Below are 12,615 nucleotides of genomic sequence, written 5' to 3'. Positions count from 1 at the left end.
TGCGGCGGGACTTCGCCCACCAGGACGTGCCGCTCATCCTCATGGCCAACGCGGGCGTGGTCACCGCCACCCGCGATGCAGCCCCGGAAGCCTGGCGCCGGCTCCTGGGCTACCTCCTGCAGTCCTTCGCCGCGGCGGCGGCCAAACCCCTGCCGGACCCACCCACCAAGCCACAGATGTACCGCGCACTCATGCGGCTGTCACCACCACAGCAGTAGCGTCCATGTCATTAGTCGCTGACTGACTACATATGCGCCGTTATCGGCGTCGGTGGGCACAAGCATGAGGCCGGCGGTTCAATGCCGACTCCGGCGAAACCGAGCTGACCCTGGTGGAACCGCTCGTCGTCGATTTCGGCCGGCACCGCGATGTCCGGGACATCCTTCCGGTACGCCGTAGCTTCCTGAGGGCCAGACCGGAGCTGGATCCGGCATCGGTGACCCATTCCCCGGGAGAAAGAGTGCCGTAGATAAACGCTTCGAGGACCCGGGTTATACCCAGTGGGGACAGCTTTGAGCTGTGGCGGAGGGCTCCACCTGCCCGCCAATGGGCATAACCCGGGCGCCTGAAAGCCCTGGGTCTTCGCTGCGCTACGCCCTGGTGGGCGTCCGCTGGCTCGGCCGGCTGTTGGGTCCAGTGCCGGCTCCGCAGAGCTCCGCCGTCCCTGAACCTGTTGTGTCTAACGTTTTTGGCTGCTGTCCTTCGGATCGTACGTGCCCGCTCCACCCCGTCCAGCCCCTCCTTCGTCGGAGCCTGTCAACAACCTGCTGTCTAAGTACACCAAGGCGCCGTCCGTCTTACATACCTGACTTACCCCCTGAGCAGACCAATTTCCAGGTGGGTGGCGAAGCATAAAATGAGTACCTTACTTGGTGTTAGTGATTCCCCCTACATAGTGCCGTGCCCATTTGCCCTCTCCTGCAGCCCGTCGACACGATATCCTCGCGCAGAGGAATTCCTTGTGCGGCCACGCGGCGTGGCTGTTTTGTCGTCCGAGCCTTTTAGTCTGCATTGCGAAGAGGCCGGCGGTTGTAGATCAACGAGCCAAGAAGGGTGGAGCATGACCCCGGAAACACGGCAACTCCACAGTACGACCGGCCTGCTGGTGCGACCGGTGGAGGACGTTGAGGACTTCGCCGGGAATCCTGGAAAGTACATGTTGGACTTGTATTCAGACGACGAAGCTGCGGCAGATGCGTGGCTGAGAACCGGGGTGAGGCACCGCTTCACGTACAACGATGGCGTCGTGACTCTGACTTGGAACGAGATCCCGATTCTCGGCGTCCCCGACTGGGGCGACCTTTGCGGCGTCTGGTGCTGCCTGTCAGCCGTGGTTGACGGTTACTTGTCGACGGGCCGGGGAAATGGCCTCTTTCCCGACCAGCCGCTTCATATTGGGCTGGAATCCGTCCAAGGGGGAGCGATCATGACGGCCGGCAGCACCAAGACCCGCGTCGAGCCGGTCACCTTCTGCCGAGAACTGCTCCATGAAGCGGAACGATTCTGGCACTGGACGGACAGGTGGGGAATTCCCGTCAACTCCGGGCAGGCCCTCCAGGAAATTGAACGGGTGCGCACAAAGATCCCCTGGCGATGACTCTTGATGCGGCAGCCCGAGCCGACGGCTGCCGCATTATTTCACCCATTCATCGTGGCAAGATAAGTTTCGTTGCGGCGGGCAAATTGCCGCCCCGGTATCGATTTCAACGCACCAGTGGTTGGCAACTGCCTAAATGGAACTGAAAGTGAAGATGCAACGAACGACGCTTGTGCCTCTGATGACTGCGGCGGTGTTTCTGGCAGGATGCACCGCGGGCCCTCCATCGCAGACCGAAGGGCATGCAACGCCAATCGCGACACGAGAAGGGTCCCGCACCTTGCATGCTGACGAAATTTGGAATCGCGCGCTGGACTATGACTACAAGGGACCGCGGGGTGAAGGGGACCGGGCGCTGTATGACCTGCTCATGCTGGACAACGTCGCACAGAACGGCGGCCTGCTGCACGGCATTCAGGTGCTTGAGCCCCGCGAACTTACTGCCGCGGTTGCCGGATACCGGTGGTTCGGCCTGGACGCCCTGTCTGACGGGGTCGAATCCGTTGCGTCGGAGGCAAGCGGCATCGATTTCGAAGACCCGTCGACACTGCCCGCCCAGGAGGATTTGGAAGTGCGGGCCGATGACATTTATTTCGGTGAGCAGGGCAGCGAGCTGTTCGATGCGGCGTTCAAAGAAAAGCTCGCCGAGCGCCCGGACGCTTTTTCAGACGCCGAGCCGTTCGGCCAGTAGCCGGAACCAGCGGTCAAAATTCCCGAGTACTCCCGTGCAAATCCGTTGCAAAAAATAGTGGGGCCGGCGTATTGGAGTCTGCGAATAGCTGCAGGAAAATATGCTCCGGCCACGCTTTTTAAAATTTTGTAGCAGCCAGTACTTTCAGCCCTGGAGAGTCTCGGGAGTGTTTGCGACCGGCGCCGTTCTTGAGACCGGCTACCACGATCAAGTCTGCGCCACCTCGCCGTTAGGGTGGGATAGACCGCTGCCCAGCGGCCCGGACCGAAAGGACGCGATCACCCATGAGTCAGCATGAGGAGTTCGACGTTCTCGCCGGCTTTGACCGGGACGCCCAGCGACAGTGGATGCAGTCCCTGCGACCACGGACCGCCAGCATCGAGCTCGTCTTCCTCGACGGCGACACTAACCACCCACTGACGGGCGCGCTGGCATGGTTGACCCCGATTCGGCAGGTCGGCGTCGGCGAACGCCCAGGCTACCAGCGGCCACAGTCGGCGGCCGTGCTGCACCGATACCCCTATGACCGGACGATCCTTCAAGCCCTGGACGGACTGGGCGGGCTCTTTGAGCACATTCCATCCCCGTCCGGTGATCGCGTGCAGTTCACCACACTGGGCAATGTCGACGTCTCCTTCCTTGACCGAAGCGGGGCGATCATCGGGTCCACCGTCACCCATGAGGGGCTGATCCTCATGCGCCAAGGAGACACCCCGTCGCAGTGAAATGGGGACCTGTGCCCCTGCTGCTGTCTAGGACGCTCCTTCGCCTAGGACGTGGATTCCCGTCCAGCGGCCGATCGGGCGGAGCAGCATGACTGCCGGAACGACGAAGGCAACGGCGACTGCGCCGGGCAGGTCGAAGATCGCGAGCACGGCCCAGATGAGGACGCCCCACGCGATCGCGTAGGTGAGGCCGAAAGCGAATGTCTGGCTCCTAAAAGCCCTGGGTCTTTGCTGCGCTTCGCCCTGGTGGGCGTCCGCTGGCGCGGCCGGCTGTTGGGTCCAGTGCCGGCTCCGCAGAGCTCCGCCCTCCCTGGACCTGTTTTCACGTCTTCGACGTTTTTTGGCTGCTGTCCTTCGGATCGTATGTGCCCGCTCCACCCCGTCTAGCCCCTCCTTCGTCGGGGCCTGCAGGGGCGTGAATTTCCTTCCGGCGCTCGTGCCTCGCTTATTTCCTCCAGGAATTTCCCGCCCTTTGCCCTTGCGGGTAGACGGGCCTTCCGTCGGGCACAGCTCCGCAAGCTCCGCCAGCAGCCAAAAAACAACGGGGGAGAGGGGAAGCTGGCCGGTCACCACTGGCCGTCCCACCACCGGAATCCTCTGCAAAAGGAGCAACACCATGAACACCACACCCACGCTGGAAATGCTCGACCCCAAGACCCTGACCATCGACATCAACGTCCGCAAGGACGCCGCGCTCACCCCCGCCTTCGTGGCCAGCATCAAGGAACACGGCGTGCTCGAGCCCGTGATCGCACACCGCAAGGATGACGGCACCGTGCACGTCCTGATGGGACAGCGCCGCACCCGCGCCGCCGTCGAAGCCGAACGCCCCGAGATCCCCGTCATGATCACCGAAAGCCCCGAGGAAGCAGAACGCATCGTCACCCAGGTGGTGGAGAACATCCAACGCTCCGCGCTGACCGAGGCCGACGAGGCCGAGGCCTACCACCAGCTCTCCCTGATCGGGGTGTCGGCGGCGCAGATCGCCAAGAAAACCGGGCGGACCAAGATCAACGTTGAGGACGCGCTGAAAGCCAAGTCCACCACCGCCGGGGACGCCGCCCTGGGCCGGGGATGCACCATCGAAGAAGCCCTGATTCTGGCCGAATTTGAAGACGACCCCGACGCGACCGAGGAACTGGAATCAGTCCTCGCCGACGAACCCGACATGCTCCGGCACGTCACCCAGCGCCTGCGGGACAAGCGGGACATCGCCGCCGCCCGCGCCGCGCTGATCGCCGAACTTGAAGGCCAGGGCAAGACCATCGTGGAGGACGCGGGCCACTACGCCGACGAAGGCGCCCTGTACGTCTCGGCCGCGAACCGGGCCGACGGTGAACCGGCCACCGCGGACGACGCCAACGCCTACGTCATCCAGCGCGACTGGCAAGGCAACCACTCCGCCAAACCGGTCATCAACGGGTGGAAGGAACTCGGCTTCACCCCGCGCCACGAACGCTACGACGGCGGACGTCAGGCACAGTCCGGCCCCATGACCGAGGAACGGAAACAGAACGCAAGATTCTGATCGCCAATAACAAGGCCATGGAATCCGCGACGGTGGTCCGCCGGGAGTTTGTGAAGAACCTTCTGGCGCGGAAGCAGGCGCCCAAGGGCTGGCAGTACTTCACAGTCCACGCCATCACACACCACCCCGAAACCGCCAGCGGCTACCAGGGCGAAGTCGCCGCAGACATGATCGGAGCCAAGACCGACGACAAGAATGGGCGCTGGGGCTGGAACCCCCTCCGCGACCACGTCGCCAACACCACTTCCCGGCCCGAGGTCTCGCTGATCGCACTGATCTGCGCAGGATACGAAAAGACGATCGCCAAGGACTCATGGCGCTCACCGCACCAAAGCCACCGCGACTACCTCAAGCAGCTGGTCACCTGGGGCTACACCGCCTCCGAGACCGAACAGATCATCATCGACAGCGGCAAAGAGACCACCACCGACGCCGCCTAGGACAAACCTTGCCGGGCGGCGACAAAACTGCCCGGCAAGGCACCCCCGGCCATAGGCAGGCCCGGAACCTCCCAAAAGTGGGGCGGTCCGCCGCCAGGCCAAGACACAATAGCCACTCACCAGGGCGGACCGCCACTCAACGCGACACAAGCGCAAGAACCAATCCACCGCGTGACCAGGAACAACGACGTTCCCCAACCTGTGGCAGCCACCAATAATTCAGCTACGCTGAAACACAGATTTCCTTTGCAGAGGGAAAACCAGACCGGGCCGACACACAGTGTCGGCCCGGTCGTCGTTTGACCATGGGTTACGGCAGTCCCAACAGCCCGTATCTCCCTTGGCCTTCCCTCTTTGTAAACGTGATGATGGTTGTGTCTCCAGAGACGTCTGCGGGAGGGTCTTGGTTTTCCAGGACGATAGCTTGCCCTTCGAACTCCGTTGCCAGATAGCGGTAAAAGGAATCGGAGACGGAAGAAGGGATGGTTTCATCTTCACCTGGATCCGGTTGTCGGTAGGTGACCAAAGGGGAATCGAGTACTACGAACCCTGGATGCGGCTGTTCTCTGCGCATACAGAAGGTGGCCAGGGCGAGTGAAAATGCGGAATGGAGCAGCGCCCTGGTTCCCTTACCCCTTGAGCTCCGGGGCCGCCCATCTACGATCAGCTCAGCATTTTCATCCAAGCGTGCTGTATTGGTTCCTGCCATACCCCAGCTGTTTAGGATCTCGGCGATCAAGGCCGCAAGTTCACGCTTCGCTTCATCGTTACCTGACCCTGCACTTCCCGCCGGCTTCATCGCATCGAGTTCGATCGTGCTACGCAGGCTCTCAACGCTTCGTATCTGCTCCTGTGCGGAAAGCGCGCGCTCGATTCTGCTCTTGGCAGCGGTTAGCTCGAGGAGGTCCTTCTTCTTCGGAGACAAATTTCTATCGAGCTCAGAAACCCTGACTCCGAGTTCCCCAACGGTTTGCCTAGCGGCGTAGATAGTTTGCTGAGTGTCCCGCTTCTCGGAAACCATTGACTCAATAGTTGCTTCAAGGTCGAGCAATAGTCCCGCGGTCTTTGCCATCTCTGCGACGGCTGCCTCCCTGAGCATTTCGGGCCCGGAAATATCACCTGGGCCGTGCTGCTGGTGCTCTTTTTGTGCCCCGCACAGCATGCAAATCTCGGGCTCGAAAAGGCCCAGAAGGGTGCCACCTTCGGCAACCATTTCCAGACGCTGAATGTCAGAGTGGTACTGGTTGCTCAACAAGCCAAATCGGGCCGCAAGCTCCTCCAGTTCTGCGAACCTTTCCTCATGTCGTGACAGATCAGCTCTAATGATCTCGCGCTCATTGAGAACCGCATCGCGCTCCGCGATCTTCTCTTGGATGGAATCGTAGTGCTCGGCGATTGAGGCGTTCAGGCGGATGAGCTGTTGGCTGGCATCGCTGGGTAGATCGGAGATCTCGCTGGAAAGCTTCGCCACAATCTGATCCAAAAGGGCAGACTTGCCGCGGCTCAGCTTTTCTTCGGCCTGGGATGGAGCCTCAACCAGAGCGGCGTCGTCCTCGTCCTCCAGCAAAAGCTTCAGCACTGACTTTTCAACAGTCGCACTCGTGCGCTGCCCGGTGAGGGCTGGCGCCGCCTCCGCCTGAATGCTCCCCTCGGAGATCACACATAGCTGAACGAGGTCCCGGAAGCTCAACCCGCGGGTGGTATTTCTTTCATTCGTCCGGACTCTGCGGCCGCCGAAGCCTAGCTCCGTAAGCAGATAATTAGAAAGGTTGTCCTCCTTCTCTGCGTTGTGTACTGGTTTCAGCACTCGGTCCGCGGGCGATGTAGGAAAGTCCCTCACGTCACTGTTATAGAGCTCGAACTTCCCACCGTTGAGTGGGCGAAGCAACGTGGCTATTGTTCCGTCGACACTGAAACCCAGCAGTAGATGGGTGTAGCCCTCGACTTCGGGGATGCTGCGGAGTTCCTTGCCACCGAGCGCATAGTTGATGCTGTCGAGAATGAATGACTTACCGGTGTCGGAGGGTCCTACTATCGCCGTAAGGCGCTCATTGAAGTCGATACTTGCCGGATCCACACCTCGCCCAAGGAAGGTAAGGTGCCGGAGCTTCATGCGAGGGGAGGCCATACGTTTCCTTTTCCTGGATCTTCGACACCATGCAGCGGCGATAGCATCCACTGGTGGGCCTGCGTATCAGTGAGCTCGGCGAAATGATTTGCTGCCCATTCTGCGCGTGTCCCCAGTGCAGCGACCATGGGAGCCTCCATGAGTCCAAGAAAGCCTGCAGCCTCTTCGGTTGCGCGATACGAAAGTCCCTCTGCAGAAGCGATGAAGGACACCATGCCGGCGCTACGCATTAGTTGAAGGCCCTGCTCGATAGAGCCTCTTTTCAACCCGAGTTCGCCGAGTGAGTTAGCCCGGTCTGGATGAACACTTGGGAGATCACTGATCATGCCACTGTGTAAGGTCCAGTGGTCCAAAATGGTGATTCGATTCAGATCGAGCGATTGAGGAAACACTGCGTTGAGGAGGATCACCGCTCGGATCCCGACCTCTACAGGCCCGTTGAAGAGGAGCATGCTAAGAGTCCTGACCTATCCAGTTGAGTCGATCATCGTTGGCTAGCTGGTGGCAAAGCCCCGTCCGGTCGCGCGGGCGGATGATCCTAATCAGTGGGCTTGAATCCAGAGGGACCGTTGATGCTTTCTCGGTGACTTTGGAGAGTCGGCTCATTCCGTTGGGGTGTTCCATCTGTTCGATGTCCACAACGCCGTCATACATGTCTTGTTGGAGGTCGCTGAACACTTCCGCCGGCACCTGATCTCTTGCGCTTCCCCTTAGGTCTTCGGCGCTGAAGAAAGCCTCCCGCGCACGTTTGAAGTGTTCGCGAGACGAAGCATCCGAGATCTCCGCTTCATTTTTCCAAGCTGTTCCGTGTCGCTCGTTATAGACCTCCACCAACTTCTTGACATAAACAGCCTCACGGCTCAGATCCACCTCCGAGGGGGTCTGCGCCAACTCACGCGGTCGGGTGATGGGTTGGGTCCCGAACCGGAGTACATGGTTGGGTGAACGCCGATGCACGACCAAAACGTCCTCCAGGTCCTCAGCCTTGAAGAGGCTGTAATCGACTCCAAGAGCAGTGGCACGAATGCGCGCCCGCCGGTCGGAGTCGGCATCATGAAGAGGGCTAGAACTTCCCTCAAGCCAACCAAGGAAGCCCTCCCTGAGTTTGGACGGTGAATTGAGTAGCCTCGTGAGTGTTGGACCGCAGCCGTGGGGGGCTAGAAACCGGTATCGCCGCGGAAGGGCATAAACACCGTCCGTGACGCCAGCAATCACTTTGTACATTTCCGGATAAGCGTCCCCGGGTTTCAGCGCTCTGCTGTAGTGCTTGCACTGAAAACAATCCCATTGCCCGTCAGTGCCGGCCTCCGTCAGTAGTCCAACGACATCCAGGCCGCGGTCGCCGCTTCCTCCTGGCATTTGTACCTGAAGGTAACCGTCGAGAGCCCGAGCCCACTCGTAGACAAACTCCTCCCAGTCTGATGGCGAGAAGAATGCGATGTACTGGCGAGGCAGCAGTGTAGGACCCGAAACGCCCAGAGAGTACGTATCAGGTCCAGGGTCCGGTAAATCCACTAGGTCGTAGGTACCAGAAGGCTCAGAAGGCACGACGCTTTATCCCCAACTATAAATTCGGCTTTAACTCTGCCCAGACTATTGCCTCGGACTCGTAGAAATGGCTAGGAGCCAAATTCCGTGTCTTCCTGGCAACAGGGTGACGGACTCCTAGGACTTAGTCGCCTTCGCCGGGCTCTGGCCCTAGAAATTGCGTCACAAACGACCCTTTTTGGAGCTCGGCCTTCTGTACTAGTGATTCCGGGGAGGAACCGGCGATTGTGAACTCAACACCCGTGTCCGCTATGAACTGAGGTGAGATCTTCGGACAGGTCGTTTTTTGACCAGCCTCTGCCGGCGGACGAGGATGACATCCCCTGAAGCCGTTAAGGCGGTAGAACAGCCCCGCGGTTGGGGGCTTGCCGGGCTGTTCCTCTCGCTGGGTGCCTTCGCGCGCCGCACCGGCAGTTGGGGGAACGCCGGGGCGCTGCTTGGAGCGGGCACTGAAACCAGTCTGCCAATATGGCTCCCTTCGGCCCTCCAGACATGACGTAAGGGGCTTGCCCCATCATTACCCACACGAGGCCGGGACATCTGGCTATGAAGAGTGCGAACTCTGATCCTCTTGCCACGACCCGAGCAAAGTGACCAAGATTGCTTACCGCTGTTTGTGAATGATCGGTTAGGGGAGACGATCGAAATGAGAACTGAACAGGTACAGCAGTTTCTGGACGAGATCGCGTGCCAGCTCGGAGGGTCCACGCGATACCTCGTCCATGGCCACAGCCGCGGACGGACTTGGAACGTAACGGCTGAGGCGGATGGACGGCAACTGCAGATGGACTTTGCAGAACTCGATGGTAGCCCTGTGCTGTGCTCCGTGACCGCCCATCAGCACTCCGATAGACGCAGGCTTGAGCCCGAGCTTGGGCCAGTGCCATCCGGCCCTGCGTGAGCATTTTTGTGGGGGCACTTAGATCACCGGCCCCATGAGCGGTCCGGGAATTTGCTCTGGATCAGGGCCCTAACCGCTCGGCACTGCCAGACGTCATGCGCTCCGCCAGCCGCGGCAATCCTGCCAGGAAGTGCCCGGACCGACCTGCAACACCTCTAGGCGGGATCCGAGGTTGTCAGTAGGGCACGCGTTGTGATGCCTTCCACGAACCAGTAGATGTCCTTTGCTCCTCCCGGCCCAGGCCCAGCAATCAGGATTGATTGTGGAGTTTCCTCGCGTCGAGGAACCGGCAATCGAAGATCCTCGGGGGTCGGATATGTGGCGAGCGGGCGGTGATAGGAGGTCGCTGTTAGCCACATGCCGGAACTGTTGACTAGCGGACCGAGACGAGAATTGTCGCGGGCAGAACTTTTAGCGTCTGGCCAAAAAGGGCCGCCATAGGAAACGACCAAGTCGACATCCCATGCACTATTTGGCTGGAGCTGGGTATTTAACATGCTGCCGTGTCTACCGGCGCTTAACTCAGGGATTGGTGTCGCGGTAAGGGCAGCGTCCCGGAACCGAGGTCGTTGAAGATCCCAATTCCAACGCAATCGAGCAATTAAAAAAGCATCCTCTGCTAACTGCGCGCCGTCGAACTTATGCCCCCTGCCCAATTGGTCACCGACAAAATAGCCGTGATCCCTGGCTTCCTGTACCGCCTTTCGATCGCGCTTGACGTGGAACCGGTGTCCGTCGAAACGATTGTTGGGTCCGTGGGCGGAAAGGTGAAAGACACCCCCGTGGATTCCTTCGAAGTCTAGATAGAAATCGGTATTCTTAGCAGTGATTTTCCAAACATTGCCGCGCGGGAGATTGTCCTCTGCGCTCAAGACCATGAAGATTTCCCGTTTCGTCATGAGTCGATGTTAGGCATGGTCACGTCCCGGCCACCCAGCGGCTGCACTCTGCCCCTCAACGGAACAGAATTCTGTAGGCAAGTTGAGCTGGTAGTGCAAGCAGCTCATCCTAATGGCTAACGGACATGCTTCGCCCCTGGGATCTAGACAAGGTCGCCGGCTTCCTGCTGGGCGCGGTCACGGATGCGCTGTTGATGGCCACCGCGAATGAGGATGTCGACCAGTCCGTCAAGCCCAGGCACGCGACGCGAAACGCGCCGTTTAGGCGTCACCCGTGGCTATCCATCCCGTACCGAAAAACTCGAGCCCGAAACGGGAACGTCGGTAAATCCGCAGGGTGAATCTGGCACTTTCTATCCCGTACAGATTTTGGGCGGCTATTATCACCGGTAGGCCACAAAAACGGATCGATGGGTACCCCCTCGGGGGGTCAGCGGTGGTTATGCAGGCAGCCAGTCAATACCCTGACCGTCTGCACGGACGCGGCACTTCTCCAGGTACTTCAAGGTGTCCCCACTGCTGACCATTTGCAGGATGTACCGAACGTTTACTTCATGGGCCAGCGGCTTGTGGCGTATGTTGTATTCCGACACTTCACCTTCAAACTCCACTGACTCAAGCGTGTGTTCACGCTGGCCGGTGGAAGCATCCGCCTTGCGTTCCAGATCAGCAGTGCATGTTGCTTTGGTTGCTTCCCGTACGGAGTCAGGAATGGCTGCAGCAGCTTCGGCTGCCCAAGATTCCCGCTTTTCCATTTCGGCCTGTCTTATCGCCTCAGGATCGACCGGAGGGGCAGCGCACCCTGCCAGGAATAGGCAAGCCAGTAAGGCAACTGAAGCCCAGCGTCCGAGCGCTGGGAAATGACGGCTATTCATGGGGACAGGATTCCAGACGGCGAGGCCGTCGCTAGGTAACCGGCCTATGCGGCCCCGTCGTTGCGCTTCCCCCGATCGTGGGAGAGCAGGCAGACCAGGAGCAGGGCAAGCATCTGCTCAGGGGTTGCGTCGGACAGGAACAGGATGACAGCGGCGATGTTGGCCGGTTTCTCGAACATACTCACTCTATGCAGTGAGCAGTGGGGGTACCTGTCAGTTAGATGCGAGAGCCAAGGCGCCGCATCTACAGGATGCAAGGATGAGTCCATGCACCCGCAGGCACTGATCCTTTTAGTCATCGGATTGGTTTTGGTTGGCATGTCGTCCGCGTACGCCCTGGCCGCACCGGCTAAGTGGGACGGGGAAGCGCTAGGGCGGCAGCGAAAGGCAATGCTCGTTGTGAGCGTTGTCGGGGCGTGCTGCCTGGCCGCGTTTGCCGCCATCTTCTTGATGGCGCTTGCTGATCTGAAGACACCAACCTAAGTCTCAACTAACGACCGTTTGCTGGGCCGAACCTGCGGACCCACCTCCCGATCCACCAGAGCCCGATCTTCCGGACCTGTTATGTCTCATCAATATGTCTCACCTCTGTTTTTCTCATGAAAAGGAAATCAGAGCTTTGATGAGACTTCGGGAGGCGGTGTGGCAAGCATCGGGTACGCCTGGGTCAGCACCCTAGACCAGAATGCGGACCTGCAGGACACGGCGCATAATGCTGCCGGCTGCAAGCGGATCTTTGCCGACTCACGGGTCAGCGGCATACGGGACACCCGCCCGGGACTGGACCGGATGCTCGACCACCTGTGGGAAGGACGAAGTGGTGGTCTGGAAGCTGGACCGGCTGGGCCGCAATACTGGGAACCTGCTGGCTCTGATTGATGATCTGGAGGGGCGGGGCGTGCACTTCCGGTCCATGACTGAGGGCATCAGCACAATTAACTGGTGCCGTGGGCTGGGCCATGTTCACGGTGATGTCCGCCTTCGCCCAACTCGAACTCGACCAGTTGGCCGAACGGACCAAGGGCAGGGCAGGGCTGGCCGCGGCCGCCGTTCACGGGCGGCGGGCCTGGTAGCCGGAGGTCACCGGGAGGTCACCGCACAGACCGGAAGGTGAAACGCGCCCGCTAGTTGAAGGTTCAGGGCCTCAACCCGCCGACATCGGCAGGATCATCGGCGCCAGCCGCGTCACCGTCCACCCGCTGTCTGAACATGGACGCTGACTGACCGAACCGCCCGTCACAATATAAGCAAGCAACGTCAAGGGAGCACCACGGGCGCCGAGG

General features: G+C 60.1%; 12 protein-coding genes and 3 pseudogenes. 8 read left to right on the top strand and 7 right to left on the bottom strand.

Translation table 11 applies throughout. The features are described from left to right. From AB0N75_RS15305 to AB0N75_RS15290, 4 genes and pseudogenes are all read left to right on the top strand, one after another. A pseudogene (locus AB0N75_RS15305) lies at positions 1–218 on the top strand (hypothetical protein); the annotation flags it as partial. An 842-nt stretch (positions 219–1,060) separates the two neighbouring features. Further along, positions 1,061–1,597: a hypothetical protein gene (locus AB0N75_RS15300; RefSeq protein WP_364651640.1), complete on the top strand. Its 537-nt coding sequence runs from the start codon at positions 1,061–1,063 to the stop codon at positions 1,595–1,597. 136 nt (positions 1,598–1,733) lie between these two features. Next, on the top strand, positions 1,734–2,288 hold the full coding sequence (locus AB0N75_RS15295; protein ID WP_364651638.1) for a hypothetical protein: 555 nt from the start codon (positions 1,734–1,736) through the stop codon (positions 2,286–2,288). A gap of 284 nt (positions 2,289–2,572) precedes the next feature. Further along, positions 2,573–3,013, top strand: coding sequence for a hypothetical protein (locus AB0N75_RS15290; protein WP_364651636.1), 441 nt, complete (start codon positions 2,573–2,575; stop codon positions 3,011–3,013). Positions 3,014–3,040: 27 nt separating this feature from the next. Here the strand turns inward: AB0N75_RS15290 and AB0N75_RS15285 are convergent, their stop codons facing one another. Beyond that, positions 3,041–3,163: a hypothetical protein gene (locus tag AB0N75_RS15285; RefSeq protein ID WP_364651634.1), complete on the bottom strand. Its 123-nt coding sequence runs from the start codon at positions 3,161–3,163 to the stop codon at positions 3,041–3,043. A 466-nt stretch (positions 3,164–3,629) separates the two neighbouring features. Here AB0N75_RS15285 and AB0N75_RS15280 point away from each other — a divergent pair. Beyond that, a pseudogene (locus tag AB0N75_RS15280) lies at positions 3,630–4,981 on the top strand (ParB/RepB/Spo0J family partition protein). Between the two features lie 310 nt (positions 4,982–5,291). Here AB0N75_RS15280 and AB0N75_RS15275 read toward each other — a convergent pair. The 6 genes from AB0N75_RS15275 to AB0N75_RS15250 form a co-directional block, all read right to left on the bottom strand. After that, complete coding sequence (locus AB0N75_RS15275; protein WP_364651632.1) at positions 5,292–7,109, bottom strand: AAA family ATPase; 1,818 nt, start codon at positions 7,107–7,109, stop codon at positions 5,292–5,294. Then, entirely contained in the window at positions 7,091–7,561 is a 471-nt protein-coding gene (locus AB0N75_RS15270) for an ABC-three component system middle component 2 (protein ID WP_364651630.1), read from the bottom strand. The genes AB0N75_RS15275 and AB0N75_RS15270 overlap by 19 nt, the downstream gene beginning before the upstream one ends. 1 nt (position 7,562) lies before the next feature. After that, a complete protein-coding gene (locus tag AB0N75_RS15265) occupies positions 7,563–8,624 on the bottom strand; it encodes an ABC-three component system protein (protein WP_364651628.1) in 1,062 nt (353 codons plus the stop codon). Positions 8,625–9,713: 1,089 nt separating this feature from the next. After that, positions 9,714–10,457 (bottom strand): hypothetical protein, encoded by a 744-nt coding sequence (locus AB0N75_RS15260; RefSeq protein WP_364651626.1) that lies wholly within the window; start codon positions 10,455–10,457, stop codon positions 9,714–9,716. A 440-nt stretch (positions 10,458–10,897) separates the two neighbouring features. Next, positions 10,898–11,212: a hypothetical protein gene (locus tag AB0N75_RS15255; protein WP_364651624.1), complete on the bottom strand. Its 315-nt coding sequence runs from the start codon at positions 11,210–11,212 to the stop codon at positions 10,898–10,900. 164 nt (positions 11,213–11,376) lie between these two features. Further along, a complete protein-coding gene (locus AB0N75_RS15250; protein ID WP_364651621.1) occupies positions 11,377–11,511 on the bottom strand; it encodes a hypothetical protein in 135 nt (44 codons plus the stop codon). A gap of 88 nt (positions 11,512–11,599) precedes the next feature. Here AB0N75_RS15250 and AB0N75_RS15245 point away from each other — a divergent pair, with 88 nt between their 5' ends. From AB0N75_RS15245 to AB0N75_RS15235, 3 genes and pseudogenes are all read left to right on the top strand, one after another. After that, on the top strand, positions 11,600–11,815 hold the full coding sequence (locus tag AB0N75_RS15245) for a hypothetical protein (RefSeq protein ID WP_364651618.1): 216 nt from the start codon (positions 11,600–11,602) through the stop codon (positions 11,813–11,815). A gap of 159 nt (positions 11,816–11,974) precedes the next feature. After that, positions 11,975–12,206 (top strand): annotated as a pseudogene (locus AB0N75_RS15240) (recombinase family protein); the annotation flags it as partial. Positions 12,207–12,279: 73 nt separating this feature from the next. Beyond that, complete coding sequence (locus AB0N75_RS15235; protein WP_364651650.1) at positions 12,280–12,405, top strand: hypothetical protein; 126 nt, start codon at positions 12,280–12,282, stop codon at positions 12,403–12,405. Positions 12,406–12,615 lie beyond the last annotated feature (210 nt).

Origin of the sequence: Arthrobacter sp. NPDC089319, assembly GCF_040684925.1 — a bacterium.
Classification (GTDB): Bacteria; Actinomycetota; Actinomycetes; order Actinomycetales; family Micrococcaceae; genus Crystallibacter.
Note: the sequence above shows the minus strand (reverse complement) of the source record. Positions and strands in the feature narration are given on the sequence as shown.

Excerpts from the sequence above, each read along its gene's own strand:
- AB0N75_RS15260 (WP_364651626.1), bottom strand. The coding sequence starts at position 10,457 with ATGACGAAACGGGAAATCTTCATGGTCTTGAGCGCAGAGGACAATCTC.
- AB0N75_RS15300 (WP_364651640.1), top strand. The coding sequence starts at position 1,061 with ATGACCCCGGAAACACGGCAACTCCACAGTACGACCGGCCTGCTGGTG.
- AB0N75_RS15250 (WP_364651621.1), bottom strand. The coding sequence starts at position 11,511 with ATGTTCGAGAAACCGGCCAACATCGCCGCTGTCATCCTGTTCCTGTCC.
- AB0N75_RS15270 (WP_364651630.1), bottom strand. The coding sequence starts at position 7,561 with ATGCTCCTCTTCAACGGGCCTGTAGAGGTCGGGATCCGAGCGGTGATC.
- AB0N75_RS15275 (WP_364651632.1), bottom strand. The coding sequence starts at position 7,109 with ATGGCCTCCCCTCGCATGAAGCTCCGGCACCTTACCTTCCTTGGGCGA.
- AB0N75_RS15295 (WP_364651638.1), top strand. The coding sequence starts at position 1,734 with ATGGAACTGAAAGTGAAGATGCAACGAACGACGCTTGTGCCTCTGATG.
- AB0N75_RS15255 (WP_364651624.1), bottom strand. The coding sequence starts at position 11,212 with ATGGAAAAGCGGGAATCTTGGGCAGCCGAAGCTGCTGCAGCCATTCCT.
- AB0N75_RS15290 (WP_364651636.1), top strand. The coding sequence starts at position 2,573 with ATGAGTCAGCATGAGGAGTTCGACGTTCTCGCCGGCTTTGACCGGGAC.
- AB0N75_RS15245 (WP_364651618.1), top strand. The coding sequence starts at position 11,600 with ATGCACCCGCAGGCACTGATCCTTTTAGTCATCGGATTGGTTTTGGTT.